Below are 24,896 nucleotides of genomic sequence, written 5' to 3'. Positions count from 1 at the left end.
GGTGGGGTCATGGTCGTCCAGCGGTGGCACGAGGACGTCCTCGGGGCGCCCTACGAGCGACTCGAACTGCCGCTCGGCTCCGACTCCGAGGGGCCGGTCGTCGCCACCCTCGTCCGTCGTCGGCACACCCCGACGGACCTGCTGCTGCACGGGCGCGGGCCGCTGCACGGCGCTGACGTGCTGTACGTGCACGGGTGGTCGGACTACTTCTTCCAGACGGAGCTCGCCGAGCGCGTCGAACGGCTCGGTGCCCGCTTCCACGCACTGGACCTGCGGAAGTACGGCCGGAGCCTCCGCCCCCAGCAGACCCCGGGGAACGTCGACGACCTGGCGGTGTACGACGAGGACATCGCCGCAGCGCTCGACGCGGTGTCCGCCGAGCACCCCGGCCCCGGTGAGCGGCGACTCGTGCTGATGGGGCACTCCACCGGCGGTCTGACGCTGTCGCTGTGGGCTGCGCGGCACCCGGAACTCGTCGACGGGATCATCCTGAACAGTCCCTGGCTCGAGTTCCAGGCGACCGCCGTGGGCCGGGCGATCGTCGCGCCCGTCATCAAGCTCGGCGCGAAGCGGAACCCCCTCGCCCCGATGCCTGCCGTCGACCCGGGCTTCTACACGCGCACCGTGTCGGCCGCGGGCGAGGGCTCCTGGACGTACGACCAGCAGTGGCGGCCGGAACGCGGGTTCCCCCTGCACCCCGGTTGGCTCGCGGCGGTCTTCGCGGGGCAGGAGACGGTCGAGCACGGGCTCGACATCCAGGTCCCCGTCCTGGTCATGCTCAGCGACAAGAGCATGTTGCAACCCCGGTGGGACCCCGGCATGGCACACGCCGACGTCGCGCTGAACGTCGACACGGTGGCCCACCGAGCCCTGTCACTCGGCAACGAGGTGACGGTCCGCCGGCTGCCGGGAGCCGTGCACGACGTGGTGCTGTCCGCGCCCGACGTGCGCGAGCAGGCGTACGACGCGATCGGACGCTGGGCCACCACGCTGCACCCCCGCTAGCGTGGCGGGATGACCGACCGCTCCGTCCGGCTGACCCGGCTCGACCCGATCGGGATCGACCACGATGCCCTCGTCGACTTCCTGTCGACCGAGGACTTCCCCTTCCACGTGCGGCGGTCGTGGACCCGTGCGGAGGCCGTCGAGGCCGTGGCATCCGGCTCCTACCGCGACGACGAGCACGACTCGTACTGGGTCGACCACACGGAGCACGGCCGCATCGGGTTCGTCCGGCTGGAGGATCTGGAAGACCCGGTCCCGCTGTTCGACCTGCGCATCGCCGGCGCGTTCCGCGGCCGCGGACTCGGCGTCCCCACACTGCGCGCGGTCACCGACCACGTCTTCGGCACCCTGCCGTCGGTGACCCGCTTCGAGGGCCAGACCCGCGAGGACAACACGGCGATGCGCCGGGTCTTCGTGCGTGCCGGGTGGGTCAAGGAGGCGCACTACCGCGAGGGGTGGCCGATCGAAGGCGGCCGCGCGGTCGCGTCGGTCGGGTACGGGATCCTGCGCCACGACTGGGAGACGGGCGAGACGACGCCGGTGCCGTGGGACGACGACGTGCTTTCTGACGACTGACGGTTCTGGTTCGTGATCCACGGGGAACGTGAACCAGAACCGTCACCGCACGAGACGAACGTCTTCGCCCGGCGCGTCTCGCGTCACGGTCCAGAGCGGACGGGAGGCGCGGGTCACGCCCGCCACGGGCCTCCCTCCAGCCAGGTGGACGCGTCCAGGGCGTGACGCGCGATCAGCCGCCGGTGGCCCTCTGCAGCGCGGCGCAGGTCCGACGGAACGCCACGCTGAGCGACTCCCCCGCGGGGCGCTCCGCCCACTCGTCGAACGCGGCGCGCAGCGCGAGCAGCGCCAACGGCACCGCGAACCGGTCGGCGCCCTGCCACGCCGACTGCAGCTCCAGCGTCTGCGCGGCGTCCCGCTCGAGCACGGCGGACAGCAGTGCCGGATCGGCGACGAGCAGCGCGCGCACCCGGACCAGGCGGTCGAGGTCGTCGGGGCGGTCGCGTTCGAACGTCGCGAGCACCTCCGCGATCACCTCGGTCAACGCATCGAACGTCACCGGGGCGGTCACGGCGGCGGTGACGGCGGCGGTGACGGCGTCGTGGACGTCGCGCGAGACGAACAGGAACGCGTCCACCTTCGCGGCGCAGTACCGGAAGAACGTGCGCTCGGTGATGCCGGCCGCGGTCGCGATCTCGGCCCCGGTGACGACGTCGAACCCGCGCGCGCCGACCAGCGCGACCGCGGCATCCTCGACGGCACACTCCGTCGCCCGGCGGTTCTGCGCCCGGCGGTTCTGCGCCCGGACCCCGGTCACGACGCCGACCGCGCGGAGACGGTCTCGCGCTGCCAGAGCTCCGGCAGCCGGAGGTCGACACCGTCGGCGTCCGCCAGGCGTGCGAACGCGCGCATCGTGACGTCGAGGCGGTCGAGCTTCTTCGGCAGCGGCCTGAGCGGACGGTCCAGCGGACGCCAGAACGCGTCCCAGTGCACCGGTCGGACGACGCTCGGGTGCAGGGCGCCGACGGTCTCCTGCCAGTACTGCTCGATCCAGGCCGTCGGCTTCGCACCGGCGGCACCCGCACCCAGGTAGACGGTGTCGGCGTGGAGCCCCGCGAACGTTCCGGGGATGAAGTTCGCCGTCGGGTGGACCAGCACCGATCCGTCCGGGTGCTCGAACAGGAACGAGGAGCACCCGCCGGTACGGAAGTCGCGCATCCGGGCCGGCAGGGTGACCGGCTCGGTGATCTCGCCCGGGACCACGTCGCCGTCACTGTGCAGGGCGTGCAGCGGCGTGACCGTGAAGGCCCCCACCGCGAACGACTCGCGGTCGTGGAGCTCCCGGAAGGGCACGCGGTCGAGCCCGTACCCGGTGGCGATCATCCGGGTGGACGTCGAGCCGCCGAGTTCGGCCCCGGTCCGGTCCGCGACCACGGGGGCGTCGAGGGCGTGGTCGGCGTGCGAGTGCGAGACGAGCACGGCATCGAGGTGGTCGACGTCGAACCGTGCGAGTGCGTCCTCGATCCGGGTGACGTCCGGTCGGAGCCGGCCGAGCATCAGCCGCGGGAACGAGGGACGACTGAAGAAGCCGTCCACGAGCAGCGAGGTCGTGCCGTCGGAGACGAGGACGTTGGACACCCCGCCGAACACCGTGGTGACGCTCATGCGTGCGCCCCGCCGAGCACGTCGTCGAGGAGCCGCATCGTGCGCGCGGCGTCCTCCATCGCGAGGTCGTGGTGCACGCCGCGCACCCGTTCGACGTCCCACCCGAGGTGCTCGTAGACCGGTACCTCGGCCGCGGGCACGACGTGTCGACCGTCGTCGGTGAGCACGAGCGTCGACGGCACGAACGGGGCCGCCGGAGCGACCGGTGTCGTCGCGACCGCTCGCAGGACGTCGCGCAGCGTCGTGCGGTCCCAGTGCCGATGGCTCTCCTCGGCCCGGGCGACGTTCGCCGGACCCCACCGCGGATCGGTGCGGTCGTACGCCTTCACGAGCAGCGGCTGCAGCCCGGGCAGCGCCCAGAACGCCCGACCGAGCACGCCCCGCCCCGGTGCCCGCAGGTGGAAGCCGGGGTCGAGGTACACCGCCCGCGCAGGGCGCAACCGGTCGACGGCGTCGAACAGCACCCGCCCGCCGAGCGAGTGTCCGACGACGGCGTCGAGCCCTTGCGGCAGCGTCTCGGCGAGGTCGTCGGCGAACGCGGCGAGCGTGTACGACGCCGCGCGGTCGCTCTCGCCGTGACCCCGCAGGTCCGGCACGAGGAACGTGTACCGGTCCGGGTCGGCGTGGGACACGAGGTCGCGCCACACCAGCGCCGAACCGAGGACGCCGTGCACGAGTCCGACCCGGACCGGGCCGTGACCGTGGGTCTCGACGTGGAGCTGCATGTGCACTCGATTCTGTCAGTGACTGACAGAATACACGGTCAAGCGGGGCGGCTGAAGAGGTTCACGAGGTTGCCGTCCGGGTCACGGAACAGCGCCGACCGGTTTCCCCAGGGCATCGTCGTCGGCGGCAGCACCACGTCGTCGATGGCACCACGCAACCCCGCGAACGCGGCGTCGACGTCGTCCACCACGAACTCGAGGAACATGCCGCCGTTCGTGCGGGGCTCCGGCGCGGCCGGTCCGAGCATCGCCACGGTCACCGGGGTCGCGAGGGCGAGCACGGCGCCGCCGGTCACGATCTCGGCGAAGACGGGTGCGGGCCGCCGCGCCTCGGTCCCGGTGACGCGTTCGTAGAACCGCACCATCCCGTCGAGGTCGTCGGTGATGATCCGGATGGATGCGAACTGCATGGGAAGCCCTCCTGGCCGGCCACCGTGACCGGACTCGTCGAGCATGCGCGACCACCGCGACACCGTCCTGTCGGTGTTTCGGCGAACCACAAGGCGGATCTGGCGGTTCAGTCCCCGAGCAGGTCTCCGAGCACGGGGCGCAGGACGCCGTGCGGGATGTCGAGTTCGTCGAGGTGGACGACCCGGGGCGTGGCCGGTTCGTCGGTCTCCTCGACCGCCAGCACCCGGTCTCCGCGGAAGGCACGGACGCCGTCGCGCAACCGGCACCACGCGACGAGGTACCAGTCCTCGCCTTTCCCGATGTAGCCGAGCGGTTCGACGACGCGATCGGTCTCCGCGCCCGCTGCGTCGCGGTACCGCATCCGGACGACGCGCCCGCCCGTCAGCGCACCGGCGAGCGCCGTGGGAGCAGGTGTGCGCTCCCCCGACTCGAGCAGGTGCACGCGGCTCGCGAGTCGCGCTGCCCGTCGGGCGTCGTCCTCGGCGAGCACGGCCGTGACTTTCCGGGCAGCGCTGCGAGCCGCGTCGCGGAACGGGCTGGTACCGAGCGTGCCGAGGCCGATCGCCACCGCGAGCGCCTCGTCGACGGTCAGCCCGAGCGGCGGGAGCGTCGCACGGGCGTCGATCGTGTACCCGCCGGTCCGCCCTGGCTCGGCCCAGATCGGCACGCCGGCCTGCTGCAGGGAGAGCAGGTCCCGCTCCACCGTGCGCACACTGACCCCGAACCGCTCGGCGAGTCGGCGCGCGCTCCGCAGCGCGGGCGCAGCGGCGCGGAGCTCCTCGACGAGCGCGTACAGGCGGTCGGTCCGGTTCACGACGCGACCATAGCCCGTGACGCTACCGGGCACCGGACGGGAGGCGCGGCGCCAGCTGGCACCGGGCCTCCCGTCCGGTGCCCGGTCACGCGCAGGGCGCGACTCGCGTCAAGAACGCGACAAGCGTTCGACCGTGGCGTGGGCGCCGTCGGCGATGAGCCCGTCGAGGGCGTCGCGGTACGCCGCGACGAACCGTTCGTCGTCGATCAGGTCGCCGAAGACCTGCCGGTTCGCGATGAAGGCGAGCCGGTCGTCGCGCTGGGTGAGGGCGATGCGGTGCAGCGGTTCGGCCAGGCGGTCGACGATCTGGATCGGCTCGCCGGACTCGTCCGTGCCCTCGTCGTAGCGCGCCCACGACGCGACGATGCCGGCGGACAGCGTGACGGGCCGGCCGGCGGCGAGGTTGTCGCGGACCACCGGCAGCAGCCACTTCGGGATCCGGTCGCTCGACTCGGCACAGAGCCGGGCCAGGGTGTCGCGGACCTCGGGGTTCTGGAAGCGCTCGATGAGGGTGGACTTGTAGTCCTCGAGGTCGATGCCGGGCACGGGGTGCAGGGTCGGCGAGCCCTCTTCGTCCATGTAGCGGCGCAGGAACGTGGCGATCGCGGGGTCCTGCGTGGCCTCGTGCGCGTAGCGATACCCCGAGAGGTACCCGAAGTAGCACAGGCCCTGGTGCGAGGCGTTGAGCAACCGGAGCTTCATCAGCTCGTACGGCTCGACGTCCTCGACGATCTGCACGTCGGCGTCCTGGTACGGCGGACGTCCGGCGGGGTGGTCGTCCTCGAGCACCCACTGGAAGAACGGTTCGGCGACGACGGGCCAGGCGTCCTCGATGCCGAGCTCGTCGCGGACCCAGGCGCGGTCCTCGTCGGCGGTGACCGGAGTGATGCGGTCGACCATCGAGTTCGGGAACGACACGTGCTCGTCCATCCAGTCGGCGAACGTCGGGTCCTGCAGGCGTGCGTAGGCGGTGAACATGTCGCGGGCGACGTGGCCGTTGCCCTGGATGTTGTCGCAGGACATCACGGTGAACGGCTGCTCGCCGCGGTCACGCCGCCGGCGCAGGGCTTCGACGACCAGGCCGAACACCGTGCGGGGCGGTCCGTCGCCGCGCAGGTCGGCCGCGACGCCGGGCTCGTCCGCGACGAACTCGCCGGTGACGTGGTCGAAGTTGTAGCCACCCTCGGTGATGGTCAGGCTGACGATCCTGGTGTCCGGGTGCGCCATCTTCTCGACGACGGCGTCCGGGTCGTCGACGGCGAGCAGGTAGTCGACGATGCTGCCCACGACGCGGGACTCGCGCGTGCCGTCAGGGTGCTTGAGGACGAGCGTGTAGAGGCCGCCCTGCTCCGCCATCGCCGTGGCCATCCGGCGGTCCTGCTCGAGGACACCGACGCCGCAGATGCCGTACTCGCGCGCCTCGCCCTGCTGGAGCAGCCGGTCGATCACCATCGCCTGGTGCGCGCGGTGGAAGCCGCCGACGCCGAAGTGCACGATGCCGGCGGTGATCCCGCTGCGGTCGTAGGTCGGGACGGCGACACCGCTCGCGGCGATCTCGTCGAGGGTCTCCGGGGACAGGCGGACGGGCATCGGGTACTCCTTCGTACAACGGTCGTTCTGGCGGTCGCGCCGCCGGTCGCACCGGCGGTCGTGCTGGGTGCAGTCAACCATGCGCACATCTGTTCAGAACCGAGTTTCCATCGCGGGGTACGAACCTGAGGATGCACTCGTAGTCGTTGCACCGAGTGCATCGATGCACCTAGTGTTCTCATTCGTGACCCTCACGACCGACCGCCGCGCCGCCCTCAAGGCGAAGCACCGTGCGGCGATCCTGCAGGCCGCACGCGACCTGGTCGTCGAACGCGGCGGCCGTGAGTTCAGCGTCGACGACCTGGCAGCACGGGCCGACATCGCGCGGCGGACGGTGTTCAACCACTTCGCCTCGCTCGACGAGGTCCTGCTGGCCGTGTGCGAGCAGGAGCTGTCCGTGATCATCGACCGGTTCCTCGCCGACATGGCACGCACCCCGGTCGGCGACGGCAGCCGGGCCTCGATGTTCGACGAGCTCGAGTCCGCCGCACGCGGCGCCGACCTGGCGGCCGCGATCTCGAGCATGTACCGGATCCTCGGCGACCCGGGCAAGGACGACCCGAAGGCCGCGGTCCTCACCCAGACGGCGTTCTCACGGGTCACCGAACGACTCCGCGACGAGGTCGCACGCCGCTACCCGGCGGCGGATCCCCTCGACGCCGCTCTGCTCGTCGAGTCGCTCATGAGCGGCATCGTCGTGATCGCGGAACACTGGCTGGCCACCTCCGGCCCCGCGATCGACGAGCAGTCCGTCGCCGACTGGGACGCCCTGCTGGCACGACTCGTGCACAGCGTCCGCAGCGGCTACATGCCCACCGACTGACACTTCCCTCCCCAGGGGTCCACCGGCGCACCCCGCTCCACACAGCACCTGCAACGAAAGGAACGGGGCAACCGCATGGCCGGTCTCCTCTACCGTCTCGGACGGTTCTCCGCACGACGCCACTGGCTCGTGATCATCACCTGGGTGGTGATCATGGCCGTCGCCGGCGTCACCTACAGCCTGTTCTCGGGCACGATCTCATCGGCGATCTCGATCCCGAACACCAAGACCAGTCAGGTGCAGGACGAGCTCGCCGACAAGTTCCCGTCGGCGAACGGCGGCAACGGCACGATCGTCTTCGAGACGACGAACGGCAAGGCGTTCACCGACGCGCAGAAGTCGGAGGTCGCGGACTTCCTGACCAAGGTCGAGAAGCTCGACGGCGTCAAGGGCGCGACGAGCGGCTTCGACACCCAGGACCAGCTCGACGAGCAGCGCCAGAAGATCGTCGACGGCCGCAAGGAGATCACCGACGGCCGCGCGAAGCTCGAGACCGGCCAGGACCAGCTCGACGCCCAGAAGGCGCAGCTGACCTCCGGCAAGCAGCAGATCGAGGACGCCCAGGCGCAGCTCGACGCCCAGAAGGCCCAGGCCGAGGCCGCTGGCGCAGCACTCCCCGCAGCGCAGGCGCAGGCTGCGGCGGCGCAGCTCCAGCAGGCGCAGGCCCAGATCGACGCCCAGCAGGCGCAGATCGACGCCGGTGAGCAGCAGATCGCCGACGCGCAGAAGACGATCGACGCCAACACGAAGAAGCTCGACGACAGCGCCGACGAGCTGGAGCAGGGCTCGAAGCTCCTCGACCTGTCGAAGGACGTCCGCTTCGTGTCGTCGAACGGCAGCGCCGTCATCGGCACGGTCCAGTTCACGAAGTCGACGTACGAGGTCCCCGCCGACACGAAGACCGCCATCGCGGACGACGCCGACTCGGCCGACATCAGCGGCGTGAACGTCTACGTGTCGAACGACATCGCGCAGGGCGTGCCGTCGATCCTCGGCCCGGGCGAGATCGTCGGCGTCATCATCGCCGCGCTCGTGCTCTTCCTGATGCTCCGCACAATCATCGGTGCGGCGATCCCGCTCGTCAGCGCCGTGCTCGGAGTGGGCGTGGCGTCACTTGCCTCGCTGTCGTTCTCCGGCCTGGTCGAGTTCATCTCGGTCACGCCGGTGCTGGGGGTGATGTTGGGCCTGGCGGTCGGCATCGACTACTCGCTCTTCATCCTGAACCGACACCGCACCCAGCTGAAGCAGGGCATGCAGGTGCACGAGTCCATCGGCCTCGCGAACGGTACCTCGGGCAACGCCGTGGTGTTCGCCGGTGCGACCGTCATCGTCGCGCTGCTCGCGCTGAACATCACCGGCATCCCGTTCCTCGGGCTGATGGGCACGGTCGGTGCGGTCGCGGTGTTCTTCGCGATCCTCATCGCCACGTCCTTCACGCCGGCGCTGCTGTCCCTGATCGGGATGCGGATCCTGCGGAAGAAGGAGCGCGCGAAGATCGGCAACACCGGCTCGACCCGGGTGCCGAACAAGCCGATGAAGACCTGGCGCGCGATCGTCACGCTCGTCGCCGGTGTCGCCGTGCTCGGTGTCATCGCGCTCCCGGCGACGCAGATGCGCCTCGGCCTGCCGACCGGTGCGTCCGAGTCCGTCGACTCGAGCCAGTACAAGGCGTACGAGGCCCTCGACGAGGAGTTCGGTGCCGGCCAGAACGGCCCGCTGCTCGTCGTCGCGACCCTGCCGGAGTCGATCAGCAAGTCCGACGTCACCGAGACCGAGGTCACCATCGGCGAGGCCCTGGCGAAGAACGACGACGTCAAGGCCGTCCTGCCGATCGGTACCTCGTCGGACCGCGACATCATCGCGTTCCAGGTGAAGCCCGGCGGCGGTCCCGACAGCATCTCCACCGAGAACCTGGTCAAGGACCTGCGCGAGCAGACCGTCACGACCGACGACGGGACGGTCACGCTCGGTGTCGCGGGCAACGCGTCCGCCAACATCGACGTTTCCGAGAAGCTGTCGAACGTCCTGCCGCTCTACCTCGTGGTGGTCGTCGGCCTGTCGCTCATCATCCTGATCATCGTGTTCCGGTCCTTCCTGGTCCCGATCACGGCGACGGCGGGCTTCATCCTGTCCGTGATGGCGTCCTTCGGTGGCCTGACCGCGATCTACCAGTGGGGCTGGCTCGGCTCCGTGTTCGGCGTGCACGACCCGGCGCCGATCCTGAGCTTCCTGCCCATCATCGAGATCGGCATCCTGTTCGGTCTGGCGATGGACTACCAGCTGTTCCTGGTGTCCGGCATGCGTGAGGCCTACGCCCACGGCGCCTCGGCGAAGGTCGCGGTCCAGCGCGGGCTGCACGCCGGTCGCGCGGTGGTCACGGCAGCGGCGATCATCATGATCTCGGTGTTCGCGGGCTTCATCTTCTCGGACTCCTCCACCATCAAGCCGATCGGCTTCGGGCTGGCGTTCGGTGTGCTCATCGACGCGTTCGTCGTCCGCATGCTGCTGATCCCGGCCGCGATGCACCTGCTCGGCCAGAGCGCGTGGTGGTTCCCGAAGTGGCTCGACCGGATCGTGCCGGACGTCGACGTCGAGGGCGCGAAGCTCGAGCGGTCGCACCCGGTCGCCGGTCAGCCCGGCCAGCCCGGCCAGCCCGGTCAGCCCGGTCAGCCCGGTCAGCCCGGTCACGAGGACACCCACACGGGGTCGCACGCCCTCTCCGTGGCGCCGGACGCCAACGCGCACGAGTCGGGGCACCCGCCCGCGCACCGCGCGTAGTCGACGCACCCAGCCTGGAGGCCCGGGGCCGGTCCACGAGACCGGCCCCGGGCCTCCCGTGCGTGCGCCCACCCCGCGCGGCGGCCGGACGCATGCGTCCGCACCTTCCGACGAACCACCCGTTGATCGACGCGTGGAACGTCGGAACATGCGCACGCACCTGATGTGTCCGCATGGTGCGACAGAACACGCGTTGATCGACTGGTGTTCTGTCGATACCTGTGCACGCATGAACGCGGCCGTCGCGCCAGCCGGGAACACTTCGTGGGCGAACGGTATCGTGGGCGCATGACCTCCGCACCCGACCCACTCGCGCTCGACCGGCAGCTCTGCTTCGCCCTCGCGGCCACGAGCCGGAGCGTCATCGGGCTGTACCGCGACCTGCTCGAGCCGATGGGCCTGACGCATCCGCAGTACCTCGTGATGCTCGCACTCTGGGAGCAGGATCCCCGGTCGGTGCGCGAGATCGCCGGCGAACTGCGGCTCGACTCGGCCACCCTCAGCCCATTGCTCAAGCGTCTCGAGGCCTCCGGCTACGTCCGCCGGACCCGCAGCGCCGCCGACGAACGGCAGCTCGAGGTCTCGCTCACCACGGCCGGTCGGGCACTGCGCGACCGCGCGCGAGCGGTCCCCCTGGCGGTCGCGGACCGGCTCGGGTGGCCACTGGAACGCCTCGAAGCGCTCAAGGACGACCTGACGGAACTGCTGGAGCGGGTCGACCAGGTGTGATCCCGGGGCCGATGGTGCCATAATGGTTCGTGCACGAACGAAAGGATGCACCGTGGGGCGCTTCGGCAAGTGGTACGAACGGTGGAACACGACGCTCATCAACAAGATGGGACCGTCGCAGATCGGCGCCGGACACCCCGAGGGGGTCGACGACCGATCGGTGGACCGCGGCTGCCCGATCTGCGGCAAGCCCCTCTCCCTGCACCAGGTGATCCGCCCCGAGGGACAGGTCCGTTCGTCGACCCTGGTCTGCCCGCGCGACTGACGGCGGGAATTGCACCGAGCAACACGACGTTCCACTCCCTCGTGAAGCTCTTCGAACCCACCTCCTTCGGCGCCCTGCGCCTGTCGAACCGCGTCGTCATGGCCCCGCTCACGCGCACCCGCGCCGGTGAGCACGGCATCCCGAACGACCTGCTCGTCGAGCACTACCGTCAGCGTGCGGGCCTCGGCATGATCATCACCGAGGGCACCTGGCCCGTGCAGGAAGGCCGCTCCTACCCCGGGCAGCCCGGCATCGAGACCGACGAGCAGATCGCCGGCTGGCGCCGCGTCGCCGACGCCGTGCACGCCGAGGGCGGCACCATCGTGATGCAGCTCATGCACGGTGGCCGTGTCTCGCACCCCGACATCTCGCAGACACCGCGCATCGTCGCCCCGAGCGCCATCGCCGCTCCCGGTCAGACCCACACCGCGACCGGCAAGGCCGACATGCCCGTCCCCCACGAGCTGACCACCGCCGAGGTGCAGGACGCCGTGCAGGGCTTCGCGCAGGCTGCCCGCAACGCCATCGCCGCCGGACTCGACGGCGTCGAGGTCCACGGCGCCAACGGCTACCTGGTGCACGAGTTCATGTCCCCGGTGTCGAACACCCGCACCGACCAGTACGGCGGCTCCCCCGAGAACCGCGCCCGCTTCGCGATCGAGGTCACGACCGCCGTCGCCGAGGCCGTCGGCGCAGACCGCACCGGCATCCGCCTGTCGCCCGAGCACGGCATCCAGGGCGTCATCGAGGACGACGCGGCCGACGTCCGTGCGACCTACACCGCGATCGCCGAGGGCCTCGCGCCGCTCGGACTCGCCTTCATCGACGTCCTGCACGCCGAGCCGACCGGCGACCTGGTGCAGCACGTCCGCCGCACCGCGGGCGCACCGTTCATCGTCAACTCGGGCTTCAGCGCGATGACGACGCGTGAGGAAGCGATCACCGTCGTCCACGACCAGGACATCGCCGACGCGATCGCCGTCGGCCGTCCGGCGATCGCGAACCCGGACCTCGCGCACCGCTGGGAGCAGGATGCGGAGCTCAACGAGCCCCGTCCCGAGCTCTTCTACGGCGCGACCGCCGAGGGCTACACCGACTACCCGTCGCTGGCCGAGGTGCGCGCGACCGTCTAGGGCTGCGCGCGGATCCACGACACGCGGCGCGCTGTGCGTCGAGGTTCCACGACACCCCGCGTGCGTTCCGTCGAGGTTCCGATCAGGACGGCGCGTGCCCGCGAGGTTCCGAGATCTCGGAACCCCACGGGGTGGGGGCGAGCGAACGACGGACGGGAGGCCCGTGGCGAGACCGCCACGGGCCTCCCGTCTTCTCGCGTGCCGTCCCAGGGCGTGACGCGCTTCTCGTAGGATCGTCGCAGTGAACACTGCAACGCCGGGCGAGCGGGGCCCCGCGCACCGCGCGCGCGACACGACGCGGTGGGACATCCAGGGTCTCCGCGCGTTCGCGGTGCTGGCCGTCGTCGTGTACCACCTGTGGCCGCACGCCCTGCGGGGCGGGTTCGTCGGGGTCGACGTCTTCTTCGTGATCTCCGGGTTCCTCATCACCGGACTCCTGCTGCGCGAACAGCTCGCCACCGGCACGATCCACCTCGGCCGGTTCTGGTCCCGCCGGGCCAAACGCCTGCTGCCGGCCGCGTTCCTCACCATCCTCACCACCGGCGCAGCGGTGCTCATCGCCGTGCCGAGCGCCCTGTGGGGGCAGTACGGCCGCGAGCTCATCGCGTCGACCGTCTACCTGCAGAACTGGGAGCTGGCGGCGAACTCGGTCGACTACCTCGCCTCGGCCGACGACCCCTCACCGTTCCAGCACTTCTGGTCACTGTCGGTCGAGGAGCAGTTCTACATCGTCCTGCCGCTGCTGCTGATCGGGTTGGCCGTCGCCGTGCGCGGGCGCCTCTCGACGCTGACCGCCGCACGCCTGCTGCTCGGCGCGGTCGTCGTGCTGTCCCTGGTGTGGAGCATCGTGCAGACCAGCACGAACCCCGGCGTCGCGTACTTCTCCACCGGCATCCGCGCGTGGGAATTCGCACTGGGCGGCCTCGCCGCGACCGTGCACCTGCCCGAGGTCCGCACCGAGGTCGCCCGGCGGGTGCGCATGATCCTGACGAGCATCGGCGCCGTGGCCCTCGTCCTGTCCCTGTTCGTCATCGGGGCGGAGACGCCGTTCCCCGGGATCGCCGCGCTGCTCCCCGTCGCCGGTGCGACCCTCGTGGTGCTGTTCGGCGGACGCACCGTGTTCGAGTCGATCGGCGCGCTCGGACCGGTCGCGTTCACCGGACGGATCTCCTACGCGCTGTACCTCTGGCACTGGCCGCTCGTCGTGATCCTGCCGATCATGCTCGGACGCCCGCTCGACTGGGCGACCAGCACCTCGGTGCTCCTGGTGTCGGTCGGACTCGCCGCCGTCACGACCATCTGGTTCGAGGAACCCGTCCGCTTCTCGACCTGGCTGCGCGACCTGCGGCCCCGCGGGGTCGTCGCGCTCGGCGTCATCTGCACCTTCACGGTCGTCACGCTCGGCGCCTCGACCCTGACCGCCGTCTACGTGCAGGAGGTCCACGCCGAAGGCGCCACCGAGCAGCTCACGAAGCGGCTCGCGACCGAACGGGCACAGGACGACGAGTCCTGCATCGGAGCAGCCGCACGGATCAGCTCCGCCGACCCCTGCGTCGACCCGGCCCTCGCCGACACACGGATCCCGGCCCCCGCGGCGGCGGAGGACGACGACGCGAACCGCCCCGAGTGCTGGAGCGGCACCTTCCGCACCTGCGTGCTCGGCAAGGCGACCGGCTGGTCGAAGCACCTGATCGTCATCGGCGACTCGCACAGCAACGCCCTGCTCGGCGCCTACGAGAAGATCGCCGACGACAACGGGTGGCGCGTCGACATGGCCGGCATCGGCGGCTGCTACCTCACCACGGCGCAGCAGAACTCGGTGAACGCCGGCGCGCTGCGCGGCTGCAACGCGTGGAAGCACGCGGCCATCGACTACGTCCGCGCCCACCGCGACGCCGACGCCCTGGTCGTCACCCACTCCGCCACGCAGATGCCCGTCAGCCTGCCGGCCGGAGCCTCACGCGACATCGCGACCCGCAACGGCCTCGTCGACGCCTGGGAGCAGGCCGCCGGCGACGAACTCCCCGTCATCGCGATCCGTGACAACCCGGTCCCCAGGCCCGACGTCATCGCCTGTGTGAGCAAGATGTCCGGGCCGACGAACGCGTCGTGCGACCGGCCCCGCTCCGAGGCGCTCGCCCAGACCGACTCGTCGATCGAGGCCGTGCGGGCGTTCAAGGCCGCCGGAGGACGAGCCGGGGTGATCGACCTGACCGACTACTACTGCACCGAGAGGACCTGCCCCGCGGTGATCGGCGGCGTGCTGGTCTACCGGGACACCACGCACATCACGGCGACGTGGGCGACGTCGTTGGAGCCGTACCTCGAGCGCGGGTTGCAGAAGCAGCTCACGGCGCTCGGGCGCTGAGCGCGTGCGCTTCGTGAGCGCGTGCGCTTCGTGAGCCGTGCGCTTCGTGAGCCGTGCGCTTCGTGAGCACAAATGGTCGAGTCCCGTCGATGAACCCGACCATTTCTGCTCACGAAGTCACCCGACCGGGCAGCTGGACCCCGAATGCGGGCCTCCGCTCCGGGCGCCGTCCCTCTACTCTTGAGCGGACCTCGCACGCCCGCAGCTCGCCACGTGCGCCGACTGAACGGAAGACACCCGTGACCGACCTCGCCCCCGAGCGTTCCGCGCCGGCCGCCTCCGCCCCGGCCGCCTCCGCCCCGAGCACGGACGGGACGCCCGGACTCGCGCCGCTGAGCCTGCTCGCCGTCGTGGCGATCGCGCTCGCCTTCGTCGCCCCGATCGGCGGCGTCGTCGTCGGTTTCATCGCGCGGCACGAAGTCCGACGGACCGGCGAGCGTGGAGACGGGCTGGCGTTCGCGGCCATCCTGATCGGCGCGACGCTCACCCTGTTCGGCGTGCTCGTCCCTGGAGCCCTCGCGCTGTCCGGCGTCATCGACTCGACGTTCCACCTCTGGGGCTGACTCGTCGCCCCGTCCTCCGGCCGCTGGCCACTGACCACCGACCACTGACCACCGCGCTCAGGAGTGGCCGCGCCCGATGACGGCGTTCCGCACCCCGCCCGCCGGCGCCGGGACATCGCCGTCGAAGCGCGGGATGACGTGCAGGTGGGCGTGGAAGACGGTCTGGCCAGCGGCCGATCCGTCGTTGAACCCGACGTTGTAGCCGTCGGGATGGTGCTGCTCGTCGAGCCGGGCCTTCAGCAGCGCCACCATCCGGGTCGTCGCGGCGAGCTCTCCCTCGCTCGCATCGAACCAGCTGGTGATCCGCCGCTTCGGGATGACGAGCGTGTGGCCAGGTGACACCGGGTGTGCATCGAGGATCGCGAAGACGAACTCGTCGTCCGCGACCCACTGCGTGCGTGGTACCAGTTCGAACACGGACGTCGTCGTCATGTTCCCCATCCAACCTCGCCGTGCTTCACTCGGACCATGACCACGACGACCGTCCTCGCATCCTGTGCCGTGGGAACCGTCGAGTGCCACGACACCGCGTCGATCGACCTGCTTCCCCTGCTCGCCGTCGTCGGGCTCGTCGTCGTGGCGCTGGTCGTACTGGGGATCGCGCTGCTCGGGCGTCAGCGTCGGTGAAACACGACTCGCGCACGAACCACCAACGACGAAGGGCCCCGGCGGAATCCGCCGGGGCCCTTCATCTGTTCGGTGTCATGCCGTTCAACCGGCACTGTGCGCTCGAAGGGACTCGAACCCCCAACCTTCTGTTCTGGAGCCTCCGAGGGCAAGGTGACCCCAATGCGAGGGGCAGACCGGTCTGTCGTCATACCGGGCCGACGAGTGGCCTGACCATGCCACGTCGTGCAACGAATCGGTCACACGTTGGAGGGTTAGGCAAGGCTTACCTTGCCGGTTCCCTGGAAACGTCTATGAGCGTGTCTCGCTCCATCCCTCAACTCTGGTCCATCGCAATCGTCGCCTTCCTTGCCGCCCAGAGGGCCGCGGGGCTCCCGCACACGACCTGCTACACACGTCGCCAGCACCTCGAACACCTGGCCCGCCGCATCGGCGCTGCGAGCCCGTGGGAGGTTGATCCGGGCCAGCTCGTGACCTGGGCCGGGTCGCAGACCTGGTCGCGCGAGACACGTCGGGGCCGGCGGACCACGTTCCGCGCCTTCTGGCTCTGGGCGATTGAGAACGGACACACGTCGATCAACCCCGCGGCGAAGCTCCCCCGCGTCAAGCCGGTCCCGCCGACACCGCACCCGACGCCCGACACCGTCCTCCAGCGCGCAATGCGGCGCGCCGACGACCGCGAACAGCTCATGATGCGGCTGGCCTCCGACTGCGGCATGCGCCGCGCCGAGATTGCGGTCGCACACTCGGACGACGTGTTCGAGGACATGCTGGGGTGGTCCATCGTCGTGCACGGCAAGGGCGGCAAGCAGCGCACCGTCCCGCTCACTCGCGGCCTCGCCGCCGTCCTCCGGTCACAGCCCGACGGCTACCTGTTCCCCGGCGATGAGGACGGGCACCTGTCGCCCCGCTGGGTCGGCAAGCTGGTCAACCGGCTTCTCGACGGGGATTGGACCGTCCACTCACTGCGGCACCGGTTCGCCTCGCGAGCTCACCGCGTCAACCGTGACCTCGCCGTCGTGCAGGACCTTCTCGGCCACGCCTCGCCGGCTACCACTCGCATCTACGTCGCGACGGACGACGCCGAGCGGCGGCGCACGATTGAAGCGATAGTTTCCTGACGCGAATCGATCGTGCGATGATCGGCCTGTGGGTAAACGTGACCATCCGAATGCAGCAACTCGCATCGCTCACTTCCTTTCGACCGTCGAGGACTATGAAAGGTTGGATGCGGCTTATCCGCTTGGCCATAGCATCAATATGCTTGGCCATCGCGATAACGACGAACGACGGTGGCAGGTCTTCCTCCACGCCTTCCTTCTGCGAAAATACTTCACCGGCGACAGAGTGAGCCTGACGAACGTCATGAGGGCCGCGCAGGACTGCTACGTGGGCGACGAGGTGACCGCCGACGAATGGGACGCCATGTTGAAGAACGTCCAAAAGATCGAGGGAGGCTTTGGCACGTCGTTCGGCGGGGATGATCGCGTGTTCTCTGACGAAGAGCTGATGATGTCGCAGCTCTACGGCAGGTTCATGCACGGGGACTACGACGGATGGAAGACGACTCAGCTCGCGCGCGACAAGGGAAGCGACACAGCCGTATTTCACGCAAGCCGATCGCGAGCTAACCGCGTTCTGCAATTAGCCTCTTGGATCAAAGAAGAGATCGCCTCTCAGCGCATCGATGTGAGTACAGCCGAATGACCTTGCCAGAATTCCCGACCCCAAGTTAGGGTGTCCTAATGCGAAATAAGTGGCAAGCGTCCCTCCTCGTCGTCTGGATCACCGCGGGAGTCGCTGCGGTGGGCTGCTCGATTCTGGCGGTGGTGCAGTACGTCAGCCTCGCGGACCAGATGTATGGGCTCGCGTGGCTGTCGCTGGTCCCCACTCTGGGCGTCATCTGCGGGCTGGCGCTGCTGGCGCTGTCGGCCGGCTTCGTCGCGTTCGTCGGGTGGCTCGTCGCCGGCGCGGTCTCGATTCGACACGAGGACGCGTCACCTATTACCGTGTAGGCGCTCAGGGTGACCCGAACACTCCGAGCAACAGAAAGTGCCGTGCAGGATCCTGCACGGCACTTTCTCATTCGGTCGGGCTTGTCGGCGGCATCCGGAGCCGTGCGACGTAGGACAGGCCAGCGGTGAGGACGCTCTTGACGACGGCAGTGCCGGCGGCGATCCACGCGGCGGTGCTGAGGACGTCGTCGCCGGACCAGTGCTGGACGACGGCGTAGCCGGCTGCTGCGCCGGCGATAGCTACGTCCACGGCGAGGCCTTGGGCGAGGGTGCGGAGGGACCGCTGGCGGGCGTCTGCGGTGTCGGTGGCTGCGTGCTTGGACATGGCTTCTCCTGGAGTGGGGTGATCGCGTCGAGGCGCTCACGGTTGGTGTCGGTGCGGCGGTAGAGGGTGCCGACGTCGGATCGGATCGAGCGAACCTCGGAGCGGACTCCGCCGATGTCTCGGCGGACCTCCTGGAGTCCGTCGAGGACACGGCCGAAGTTGACGACGGTCTCGCCGTGGCGCTGGTCGCCCTCTACGCGGAGATTGGTGCTGTGGTGGTTCTCCACCTGGTAGCGCGCTGCGGCGGCGTCACGTGCCGAGCTGGTGGCTGCTGCGGCGGCGCGCTTGGAGTGGGTGTTGGAACGGGTGACGATGGCGACCGTCACGGCGCTGATGGCCGTGACGATCGCGACTAGGACGGCGTCGCTCACGTGACCGGCTCGGTCCACGCTGCGCGCCACGTCGCCGGCCCCACGAGGCCGTCGACCTCCAGGCCCTTCTCGCGCTGGAAGGCGAGGACGTTGTCGCGGAGCTCGTCGCCGTAGAGGCCGTCAGCGCCGTAGCGAGGGAAGGTCCAGCCGCGCGCAATCATCTGCCGCTGGAACGTCCGCAGGTCCTCGCGGTGGGAGTAGTAGCCGGAGACCGAGCGGGCCGGCCCGCTCTTGGGGCCGAAGTAGGAGCCGGCCGGCAGGGGGAACGCCGGCGCGGAGCTCTTGGCCGGCGTGGCCGGCTTCGCGGCCGGGGCCGGGGTGCCGCCGGCGACGAGCTCGGCGGCGCGCTTGACGATGGCGTCCATTTCGAGTCCGCCAGGGCAGGCGGTCGCGTAGCTCGCGCCCCATCGGGTGTAGAGCTCGCGGTGTCCCACGATGTGGTCGCGGTCGAGCTTGACGCCGTAGCGGCGGTGGAAGTCTGCGACAAGCTGCGCGACGCTCTCGTGCGACTCGGCGGAGACCGGCCACGAGCCGCCGTTGCTGGCGTTCTGAATCTCGAACGTGATGGCGCGGCGGTCGAACGCCGCCCCCTTGCCGCCGTCGGTCGTGCCGCCGGAGGTCCACGCACGCCACTCCTCGGGCACGACGCCGACGATGCGGCGGTCCTTGACGACGTAGTTGGCCGACACACGGCGGCTGCCGCTGGTCATCATCTGGAGGACCTGATCGGTGTTGGTCGTCGCGGAGTGGTGGAGGATCACCATGTCGATGGTCGCGTTCTCGCGGCCGGACTTCTGGGAGGTCTCGACGGTCTCGGTGGTGAGGGTGCTGTAGGTCACGGGGTGTCCTTTCGGGTTGAGCGTCAGCCGAGGAAGTAGCTGCCGCCGAGGGAGAACTGGTTGTTGGTGAGGGTGAGGTTCGCGGTCTGTGTCGCGGTCGGGGTCGTCGCGGCGAGGGCGACGGTGCCGGCCCCGTTGATGTAGCCGGAGGAGACGCGTCCGGTGCTCGCTGAGCTGAGCGCCTGCACGTTCTTGGGCTTGAATGCGTCGGCGACCGTGCAGACCGCGCGGTTGCCGATGTCCCCGGAGACCGGGACGACGAGGGAGTCCACGGTGAACGGGTCGAGGTTGATGAGCACTTGCATGCCGATGCGGCGGATGCGGTAGGTGCCGAGAGTGATGCCGGCGGCGGCGACGAGGCCGGAGGTGACCCATCCCGTGTCGAGCACGTCGCCATCGTTGGGGACGTCGGGCACGCCGGCGTTGAGGTCGGCGGCGCTGAGGGGCTGGCCGTCGGCGAAGGTACGAATCTTGGGCATGGTTAGGCTCCGAGGGTTGCGGTGATGAGCCAGCGGGTGGCGGTGATGGTGTGTTGGACGGAGAGCACCCGGTGCGTGTCGCTGGTGCGCTTGTAGGCGAGCGAGATGCGCGAGGCGACGTCGAGGGCCTGGCACGCGAGCTCAGGGTTCTCCTGGGCGTTGACGGTCACGGATGAGATGCGGGCGCGCGGTTCCGCGTTGAGCTCGAACGTGGCGGCGGCGAGTCGGTCGAGGGCGCCCACGGATGCGAGGCACGTGTCGATCGCGACCGCGGCGGCACCCCAGGACGCACGCGAGGTGACGTCCTGGTAGCCGTAGCTGGGCGTGTAGTCCTCCCATGTCGAGCCCGCGTCGTCTGCGGCTCGACGACGGCCGTGGTTGTTGGCGGTGAGGTCGTTGACGATCGCGCCGGAGTCGAGCTCGCGGGACAGGTCGGTGTAGTGCAGCTGACCGAGGGCGGTGTCGCTGAGGAGCGCGCGGGACTCGACAGGGGCGTAGTCCTGCACACGAGGGATGCCGGCCGCGTCGACCCACCAGATGGCGTCAGGAACGGACGCGACGAGCATGTCCAGGTGTGAGGCCACCGGCCCCTCGTAGACAACGGAGCCGATCGCGTACGGGTCGTACGCCCACGACTGGAGCGAGAGGTGGCGGAGCTGCATCGGGTTGTAGCCGCTCGGCAGGTTGACGACGAATGCGGCAGTGGTACCGGTGGCGATGAACTGGAACTGCTCGAATTGCGGGCTCGGGCCGGCAATGACGGTCCAGGGCTGGCCGTCAAGCGTGGCGTCGACAGCGAGCTCGGTGTCGAACCAGAGCTTGCACGTGAGCTGGTAGGCCTTGCCCGGGGTGATGCCGGTGATGGTGCGGGTGAACTGGTTGCTCTCCGAGTCGCCGCCGCCGACGAACGTGACCGCGCCGACGGCGTTGACCGCGCCGGACACCATGCCGGTGCCCTCGGTGACCCGCCAGGCGTTGCCCTCGGCGACCTGCGCGTCCGTGTACTGCTCGAACAGGACGTTGCTGTCGGTCATGTTGCCGACGGCGGTCTTGCCGCTGGAGCTGATCGCCACCGCCGGCGTCATGCCGGTACCGGAGAACAGTCGGCGAGCTCGCGCCTGGAAGCTCTCCCATGCCGCGCCGGAGGACGCGCCGTAGCGGGTTGTGTTGGCCAGGGGCGCGACGGCGTCGGTGCAGTTGAGCGTGACGTAGGTGTCCTCGACGCCGGCAGTCCAGCGGGACTCTGCACGGACCGTACCGATGGTGCCGGTGAAGATCGGGACACCGCCGGCGGTGGCGACCTGGATCGGTCGACCGGAGCGGACCCACCAGTTGGCGTCGTCCTCGGGATCGAGCGCGTTGCGGAAGGTGACCGAGAGTGTGCCGACCTGCACCTTGCGGGTGGCGACGTCGTCGCCGGCGAGGCCGCGGTTGGTGGTGATGGTCTGCACGGCGTCGGGGAGGACGTTGACGCGGGTGACCTGCGAGCCGAGGACCGCCGAGCTGGCGCTGGGCGTATCGGCGGTGTCGCCGTCGAAGTAGGGGCCGGCGGTGGCCCCGGGCTCGCCGAGCGCCGACACGTAGACGGCGTCGTTGGCGTACTGCTGGTCGATGGCGTAGAGCTCGAGCGCGTACGCGACGGCGGTGGGCGGGAGCGTGAGCGCGTTGGCGGTGAGCTCGCCGGGCTCGTAGGGCTGCAACGTCGCCGTCGCGCTGGCGACGTGGGCGAGCGGGGCACCGTCGCTGTTGTAGGCGGTGAGCCGGAGCTGGAAGCTGTGCAGCGGGACCCGGAATGACGTGTGGTACGCCAGGAGCCGGCCTGACCGAACCTGTCCGGCAGGGGCCGCGATGAGCGGCGTCCGGACCAGCATGGTGCCGGCGGTGACGTCCTCGAACGGCAGGACGCGCACGCGGCCCTCAGAGTCGATATAGGTCGAGTCCGAGCCGCCGACCCACGAGACTGCGTTGCCCTGACCCATGGGGTCGGGCACCTCGTTGGTGCGGAGGACCAGGCCGCTCGGCGAGGTCTGCGTCGAAGCGGAACGGCCGCGGGCACCCGTCCACGCGTAGGTGTCCTTCTCGCCGCCGAGGGTCGATCGTCCGAGGACGAACATGCCGTCTGCGGGGCGGTCGATACGGAGGGTGAGCTGGTCGAGGACCGGGCGTTCGGTGATGGCCATTACCGTCCTCCGTTCGCGCGGAGCCACTGGTCGATGTACGCCTGGAGCTCGCGGCCGATGTCGATCCCGGAGGAGCCGACGGGTGCCTGCACGGTGGCGTGCACGACGACGACGCGGGGGGATGCGCCGGAGAGGTCCACGCCGCCGACGCCGAAGGTGCCGGAGCTCGCGTCGAGGCCGTCCTGGATGAGCTCGGTGATGCCGCCGAGGGTGGAGCGGACCTTGTCGCGGCCGGAGGAGAGCCCCTTGACGAGACCGCCCATGATGAGCCCGCCGGCCTTCGTGAGCAGGGTCTTATCCTTGCCCTCGGGTCCCTTCCACGACGGGATCGCGTTGGTGAGCGAGCCGAACCAGTCCTTGACGGTGTTCCACGCGGCGGCGAGGCCGTCGAGGAATCCCTGCATGATCTTGCTGGCTGCGCCGGAGAGCCAGGAGCCGGCGTTGGAGAACACGCTGCCGATCGCGCCGGGGATGCCGGCGAACCAGTTGGCGACGGCGGTCCAGCCTCGGTTGACGCCGCCGAGTAGTCCGTCGAGGATGCTGCGTCCGGCGGATGCGAGCCAGGCGACGGCGTTGCGGAAGACCGCGCCGACGCGGCCGGGGATCGCGGCGAAGAACGCCATGATCTTGCCCCAGTTGTTGACGATGAGGCCGAGCGGCGAGTAGTTCCACACGGTCTGGATCACCTTGAGGAGACCCTGCAGGAAGGCCACGACCTTGTCCTTGGCGGTCTGGAACGCCTTCACGACGCCGTCCCACGTGCGGGTGAGGAACGGGAGGGCGGTGTTCTGGAACCAGTCGACAACGGCGGCTATGGCCTTCTGGATGACGCCCCAGACGTTGGCGACGATGTCGCGGCCGAGCTCGGTCTGCGTGAAGAACCAGACCAGGCCGGCGACGAGGAGGCCGATCGCGGTGATGATGAGCCCGATGGGGTTGGCGTTGAGCGCGGCGTTGAACAGCCACTGCACGGCGGCGGCGACCTTCGTTGCGGCCGCGACGGCGAGCTGGGCGGTCTTCGCGGCGATGATCTTGGCGGCGTTGACGACCCATGCGGCGGACTGCTTCGCGAGGTTCGCGGTGCCGAGGGCGATGTTCTTAGCGAGGGTCGCGGCTGACGAGGCGACGGAGGCGAGCTTCGCCGCGCCGGTCTTGGCGGTGTTGACCGTCCATGCGGCGGACTGCTTCGCGAGGTTCGCGGTGCCGAGCGCGACGTTCTTGGCGAGGGTGCCGGACCAGGTGGCGGCGGTCTTGACGCCGTCGACGCTCTTGCGAGCGGCACCGCCGAGGGTGCCGGCGACGCCGGAGAACCGGGAGCCGGCTGCTGCGGCGTTGCTGAACCCGTCGCCGAAGCGCTTGATTGCGCCGACGGCCCCGGTGGTGGACGAGATGATGGCCTTGGTGCCGTCCACGACGCCGGTCACGGCGGATGCGACGCCCTTGACGTAGGAGCCGATCTTGAAGGCGACCCACGCGCCGGCGGCGAGCTTGATGATGCCCGTGTGCTCGGACAGGACGGTCGTGATCCAGGCGATGACGTCGCCGGCGACGCGGACCGCGCCGGGCAGGGTGTCGCCGAGGAATGAGGCGAGCTTGGACAGGTCGCCGCCGCCGGAGGAGAGCTTGCCGGTGGCCTTCGCGAAGGCGTCGCCGATCTTGAGTGCGGCGTCCCGGATGGCGGGCCAGAGGTCCCGGACGAGCCAGTCACCGAAGGCCTTGAGGGGCGGCAGGGCGCGCTTGGCGAATGCGGTGATGGCGGGCAGGGCGGACCCCTGGAACCAGATGCCGAACTGCTCGGCGACGGGGCCGACCTTCTCGCCGACGCCGTCGAGCCATGTGGTGATGTTCTTGAGGGCGGGCTTGAACAGTGGGAAGACGCTCTTGATGGCCTTCTCGCCGACGCGGCCGAGGGCTGCCATGGTGTTGTTCCACACGGCGCGGAGGCTGTCGGTCTTCTTCGCTGCGCCGCCGACGTGGGAGGCGACGGCGTCCTCGAAGTCAGCGAACTGGACCTTGCCGGCGGAGACCATCTTGCGGGTCTCGTCGGTGGTGACGCCGAGGGAGTCGGCGAGCCACTGGAACACGGGCAGGCCGCGGTCCTGGAGGGAGTTGAGGTCTTCGGTGGCGATGCGACCGCCGGCGGCCATCTTGCCGAAGACGGGCGTGAGCTCGCCGAGGTTGACGTTGGCGACGGCGGCGGAGTCCGCGGCGGTGTCGAGCGCGCGGGCGAGGTCCTTGCCGGGCTTGACGCCGGATGCGATGAGCTGCCCGGCGAGGCCGGCGGCGTCGCCGAGCCCGAACGCGGTTCCCTGGACGCTCGTGAGCGCCTGGTCCATGATCCCGGAGACTTGCTTGGTGCTGAGTCCGATGGCCTTGAGCTTGGCTTCGGCGTCGTCGATCGCGAGGGCGCGGTCGAAGCCCTTCTTGAGCGCGAGCGCGGCGAGGCCGGCGGCGAGGCCGGTGACGACCTTGGTGCCGGTCTTGAGGAGCCCGCCGAGCTTGGCGGTGGCGTTCTTGGCACCGTCGGCGAGCTTGGACAGGCCGGTCTTCTTGGACAGGTTCCCCATGGCCGAGGAGAACTTCTTGGTGTCCGCGAGGACGCTGATGGTGATGGTCTGCCCGGCCACGGGTCACCTCCTTACTTCTTGGCGTTGTGCCGCTGGACGGCGGCGAGG

At 70.0% G+C, this 24,896-nt stretch carries 26 protein-coding genes; 13 read left to right on the top strand and 13 right to left on the bottom strand.

Annotation, left to right across the window (positions count from 1 at the left end; translation table 11 throughout):
• The first annotated feature begins 9 nt into the window (after positions 1 to 9).
• Both EDF33_RS09635 and EDF33_RS09630 read left to right on the top strand, forming a co-directional pair.
• Positions 10 to 1,005 (top strand): alpha/beta hydrolase, encoded by a 996-nt coding sequence (locus EDF33_RS09635; protein ID WP_132099928.1) that lies wholly within the window; start codon positions 10 to 12, stop codon positions 1,003 to 1,005.
• A gap of 9 nt (positions 1,006 to 1,014) precedes the next feature.
• The gene (locus EDF33_RS09630) at positions 1,015 to 1,581 is read left to right on the top strand and encodes a GNAT family N-acetyltransferase (protein WP_132099927.1); all 567 of its coding nucleotides are present in this window, start codon (positions 1,015 to 1,017) and stop codon (positions 1,579 to 1,581) included.
• 172 nt (positions 1,582 to 1,753) lie between these two features.
• Here the strand turns inward: EDF33_RS09630 and EDF33_RS20150 are convergent, their stop codons facing one another.
• From EDF33_RS20150 to EDF33_RS09600, 6 genes are all read right to left on the bottom strand, one after another.
• Complete coding sequence (locus tag EDF33_RS20150; RefSeq protein WP_165918780.1) at positions 1,754 to 2,338, bottom strand: TetR family transcriptional regulator; 585 nt, start codon at positions 2,336 to 2,338, stop codon at positions 1,754 to 1,756.
• Positions 2,335 to 3,186: an MBL fold metallo-hydrolase gene (locus tag EDF33_RS09620; protein WP_132099925.1), complete on the bottom strand. Its 852-nt coding sequence runs from the start codon at positions 3,184 to 3,186 to the stop codon at positions 2,335 to 2,337. The genes EDF33_RS20150 and EDF33_RS09620 overlap by 4 nt, the downstream gene beginning before the upstream one ends.
• Positions 3,183 to 3,911 carry an alpha/beta hydrolase gene (locus EDF33_RS09615; RefSeq protein ID WP_132099924.1) on the bottom strand — a complete coding sequence of 243 codons (729 nt, stop codon included), beginning with the start codon at positions 3,909 to 3,911 and terminating at the stop codon, positions 3,183 to 3,185. The genes EDF33_RS09620 and EDF33_RS09615 overlap by 4 nt, the downstream gene beginning before the upstream one ends.
• Before the next feature lie 38 nt (positions 3,912 to 3,949).
• Positions 3,950 to 4,321, bottom strand: coding sequence for a VOC family protein (locus EDF33_RS09610; protein ID WP_132099923.1), 372 nt, complete (start codon positions 4,319 to 4,321; stop codon positions 3,950 to 3,952).
• Positions 4,322 to 4,428: 107 nt separating this feature from the next.
• Positions 4,429 to 5,136: a YafY family protein gene (locus EDF33_RS09605; RefSeq protein ID WP_132099922.1), complete on the bottom strand. Its 708-nt coding sequence runs from the start codon at positions 5,134 to 5,136 to the stop codon at positions 4,429 to 4,431.
• Between the two features lie 108 nt (positions 5,137 to 5,244).
• Positions 5,245 to 6,726, bottom strand: coding sequence for a mannitol dehydrogenase family protein (locus EDF33_RS09600; RefSeq protein ID WP_132099921.1), 1,482 nt, complete (start codon positions 6,724 to 6,726; stop codon positions 5,245 to 5,247).
• A 184-nt stretch (positions 6,727 to 6,910) separates the two neighbouring features.
• Between EDF33_RS09600 and EDF33_RS09595 the strand changes: the two genes are divergently transcribed.
• The 7 genes from EDF33_RS09595 to EDF33_RS09565 all read left to right on the top strand — a co-directional run bounded on the left by EDF33_RS09595 (position 6,911) and on the right by EDF33_RS09565 (position 15,385).
• Entirely contained in the window at positions 6,911 to 7,549 is a 639-nt protein-coding gene (locus EDF33_RS09595; RefSeq protein ID WP_165918779.1) for a TetR/AcrR family transcriptional regulator, read from the top strand.
• A 75-nt stretch (positions 7,550 to 7,624) separates the two neighbouring features.
• Complete coding sequence (locus tag EDF33_RS09590; RefSeq protein WP_132099919.1) at positions 7,625 to 10,327, top strand: MMPL family transporter; 2,703 nt, start codon at positions 7,625 to 7,627, stop codon at positions 10,325 to 10,327.
• Positions 10,328 to 10,615: 288 nt separating this feature from the next.
• The gene (locus EDF33_RS09585; protein ID WP_111086213.1) at positions 10,616 to 11,056 is read left to right on the top strand and encodes a MarR family transcriptional regulator; all 441 of its coding nucleotides are present in this window, start codon (positions 10,616 to 10,618) and stop codon (positions 11,054 to 11,056) included.
• A gap of 52 nt (positions 11,057 to 11,108) precedes the next feature.
• Positions 11,109 to 11,321, top strand: coding sequence for a hypothetical protein (locus EDF33_RS09580; RefSeq protein WP_173169183.1), 213 nt, complete (start codon positions 11,109 to 11,111; stop codon positions 11,319 to 11,321).
• A 41-nt stretch (positions 11,322 to 11,362) separates the two neighbouring features.
• The gene (locus tag EDF33_RS09575) at positions 11,363 to 12,454 is read left to right on the top strand and encodes an alkene reductase (protein ID WP_132099918.1); all 1,092 of its coding nucleotides are present in this window, start codon (positions 11,363 to 11,365) and stop codon (positions 12,452 to 12,454) included.
• A 241-nt stretch (positions 12,455 to 12,695) separates the two neighbouring features.
• Positions 12,696 to 14,822 (top strand): acyltransferase family protein, encoded by a 2,127-nt coding sequence (locus EDF33_RS09570; protein ID WP_132099917.1) that lies wholly within the window; start codon positions 12,696 to 12,698, stop codon positions 14,820 to 14,822.
• A gap of 239 nt (positions 14,823 to 15,061) precedes the next feature.
• Entirely contained in the window at positions 15,062 to 15,385 is a 324-nt protein-coding gene (locus EDF33_RS09565; protein ID WP_165918778.1) for a DUF4190 domain-containing protein, read from the top strand.
• Positions 15,386 to 15,442: 57 nt separating this feature from the next.
• On the opposite strand, the gene EDF33_RS09560 is transcribed toward EDF33_RS09565, so the two are convergent.
• Complete coding sequence (locus EDF33_RS09560) at positions 15,443 to 15,817, bottom strand: HIT family protein (RefSeq protein WP_243692419.1); 375 nt, start codon at positions 15,815 to 15,817, stop codon at positions 15,443 to 15,445.
• Positions 15,818 to 15,853: 36 nt separating this feature from the next.
• Here EDF33_RS09560 and EDF33_RS20145 point away from each other — a divergent pair, with 36 nt between their 5' ends.
• The 4 genes from EDF33_RS20145 to EDF33_RS09545 all read left to right on the top strand — a co-directional run bounded on the left by EDF33_RS20145 (position 15,854) and on the right by EDF33_RS09545 (position 18,027).
• Entirely contained in the window at positions 15,854 to 16,012 is a 159-nt protein-coding gene (locus EDF33_RS20145) for a hypothetical protein (RefSeq protein ID WP_165918777.1), read from the top strand.
• Positions 16,013 to 16,305: 293 nt separating this feature from the next.
• Positions 16,306 to 17,133: a tyrosine-type recombinase/integrase gene (locus EDF33_RS09555; protein ID WP_207906666.1), complete on the top strand. Its 828-nt coding sequence runs from the start codon at positions 16,306 to 16,308 to the stop codon at positions 17,131 to 17,133.
• A gap of 28 nt (positions 17,134 to 17,161) precedes the next feature.
• A complete protein-coding gene (locus EDF33_RS09550; RefSeq protein ID WP_132099914.1) occupies positions 17,162 to 17,719 on the top strand; it encodes a hypothetical protein in 558 nt (185 codons plus the stop codon).
• 119 nt (positions 17,720 to 17,838) lie between these two features.
• The gene (locus EDF33_RS09545) at positions 17,839 to 18,027 is read left to right on the top strand and encodes a hypothetical protein (protein WP_132099913.1); all 189 of its coding nucleotides are present in this window, start codon (positions 17,839 to 17,841) and stop codon (positions 18,025 to 18,027) included.
• Between the two features lie 67 nt (positions 18,028 to 18,094).
• Here the strand turns inward: EDF33_RS09545 and EDF33_RS09540 are convergent, their stop codons facing one another.
• Genes EDF33_RS09540 through EDF33_RS09520 form a run of 6 tightly spaced genes read right to left on the bottom strand, consistent with a single transcriptional unit; the run spans position 18,095 to position 24,848 of the window.
• On the bottom strand, positions 18,095 to 18,277 hold the full coding sequence (locus EDF33_RS09540) for a hypothetical protein (RefSeq protein ID WP_132099912.1): 183 nt from the start codon (positions 18,275 to 18,277) through the stop codon (positions 18,095 to 18,097).
• Positions 18,268 to 18,723, bottom strand: coding sequence for a hypothetical protein (locus EDF33_RS09535; RefSeq protein ID WP_165918776.1), 456 nt, complete (start codon positions 18,721 to 18,723; stop codon positions 18,268 to 18,270). Before EDF33_RS09535 ends, EDF33_RS09540 begins: the two co-directional genes overlap by 10 nt.
• Positions 18,720 to 19,562 carry an N-acetylmuramoyl-L-alanine amidase gene (locus EDF33_RS09530; RefSeq protein WP_165918775.1) on the bottom strand — a complete coding sequence of 281 codons (843 nt, stop codon included), beginning with the start codon at positions 19,560 to 19,562 and terminating at the stop codon, positions 18,720 to 18,722. Before EDF33_RS09530 ends, EDF33_RS09535 begins: the two co-directional genes overlap by 4 nt.
• 23 nt (positions 19,563 to 19,585) lie before the next feature.
• The gene (locus EDF33_RS20140; RefSeq protein ID WP_165918774.1) at positions 19,586 to 20,041 is read right to left on the bottom strand and encodes a hypothetical protein; all 456 of its coding nucleotides are present in this window, start codon (positions 20,039 to 20,041) and stop codon (positions 19,586 to 19,588) included.
• Positions 20,042 to 20,043: 2 nt separating this feature from the next.
• Complete coding sequence (locus EDF33_RS09525; protein ID WP_132099909.1) at positions 20,044 to 22,221, bottom strand: hypothetical protein; 2,178 nt, start codon at positions 22,219 to 22,221, stop codon at positions 20,044 to 20,046.
• The gene (locus EDF33_RS09520; RefSeq protein WP_132099908.1) at positions 22,221 to 24,848 is read right to left on the bottom strand and encodes a tape measure protein; all 2,628 of its coding nucleotides are present in this window, start codon (positions 24,846 to 24,848) and stop codon (positions 22,221 to 22,223) included. The genes EDF33_RS09525 and EDF33_RS09520 overlap by 1 nt, the downstream gene beginning before the upstream one ends.
• Between the last annotated feature and the right edge of the window lie 48 nt (positions 24,849 to 24,896).

It is taken from the genome of Curtobacterium sp. PhB146 (assembly GCF_004342995.1).
GTDB lineage: Bacteria > Actinomycetota > Actinomycetes > Actinomycetales > Microbacteriaceae > Curtobacterium.
Note: the sequence above shows the minus strand (reverse complement) of the source record. Positions and strands in the feature narration are given on the sequence as shown.

Bases quoted from the DNA above. Each gene is read 5' to 3' on its own strand.
- EDF33_RS09635 (WP_132099928.1), top strand. From the start codon at position 10: ATGGTCGTCCAGCGGTGGCACGAGGACGTCCTCGGGGCGCCCTACGAG.
- EDF33_RS09630 (WP_132099927.1), top strand. From the start codon at position 1,015: ATGACCGACCGCTCCGTCCGGCTGACCCGGCTCGACCCGATCGGGATC.
- EDF33_RS09620 (WP_132099925.1), bottom strand. From the start codon at position 3,186: ATGAGCGTCACCACGGTGTTCGGCGGGGTGTCCAACGTCCTCGTCTCC.
- EDF33_RS09615 (WP_132099924.1), bottom strand. From the start codon at position 3,911: ATGCAGCTCCACGTCGAGACCCACGGTCACGGCCCGGTCCGGGTCGGA.
- EDF33_RS09610 (WP_132099923.1), bottom strand. From the start codon at position 4,321: ATGCAGTTCGCATCCATCCGGATCATCACCGACGACCTCGACGGGATG.
- EDF33_RS09600 (WP_132099921.1), bottom strand. From the start codon at position 6,726: ATGCCCGTCCGCCTGTCCCCGGAGACCCTCGACGAGATCGCCGCGAGC.
- EDF33_RS09590 (WP_132099919.1), top strand. From the start codon at position 7,625: ATGGCCGGTCTCCTCTACCGTCTCGGACGGTTCTCCGCACGACGCCAC.
- EDF33_RS09585 (WP_111086213.1), top strand. From the start codon at position 10,616: ATGACCTCCGCACCCGACCCACTCGCGCTCGACCGGCAGCTCTGCTTC.
- EDF33_RS09560 (WP_243692419.1), bottom strand. From the start codon at position 15,817: ATGACGACGACGTCCGTGTTCGAACTGGTACCACGCACGCAGTGGGTC.
- EDF33_RS20145 (WP_165918777.1), top strand. From the start codon at position 15,854: ATGACCACGACGACCGTCCTCGCATCCTGTGCCGTGGGAACCGTCGAG.
- EDF33_RS09555 (WP_207906666.1), top strand. From the start codon at position 16,306: ATGAGCGTGTCTCGCTCCATCCCTCAACTCTGGTCCATCGCAATCGTC.
- EDF33_RS20140 (WP_165918774.1), bottom strand. From the start codon at position 20,041: ATGCCCAAGATTCGTACCTTCGCCGACGGCCAGCCCCTCAGCGCCGCC.
- EDF33_RS09525 (WP_132099909.1), bottom strand. From the start codon at position 22,221: ATGGCCATCACCGAACGCCCGGTCCTCGACCAGCTCACCCTCCGTATC.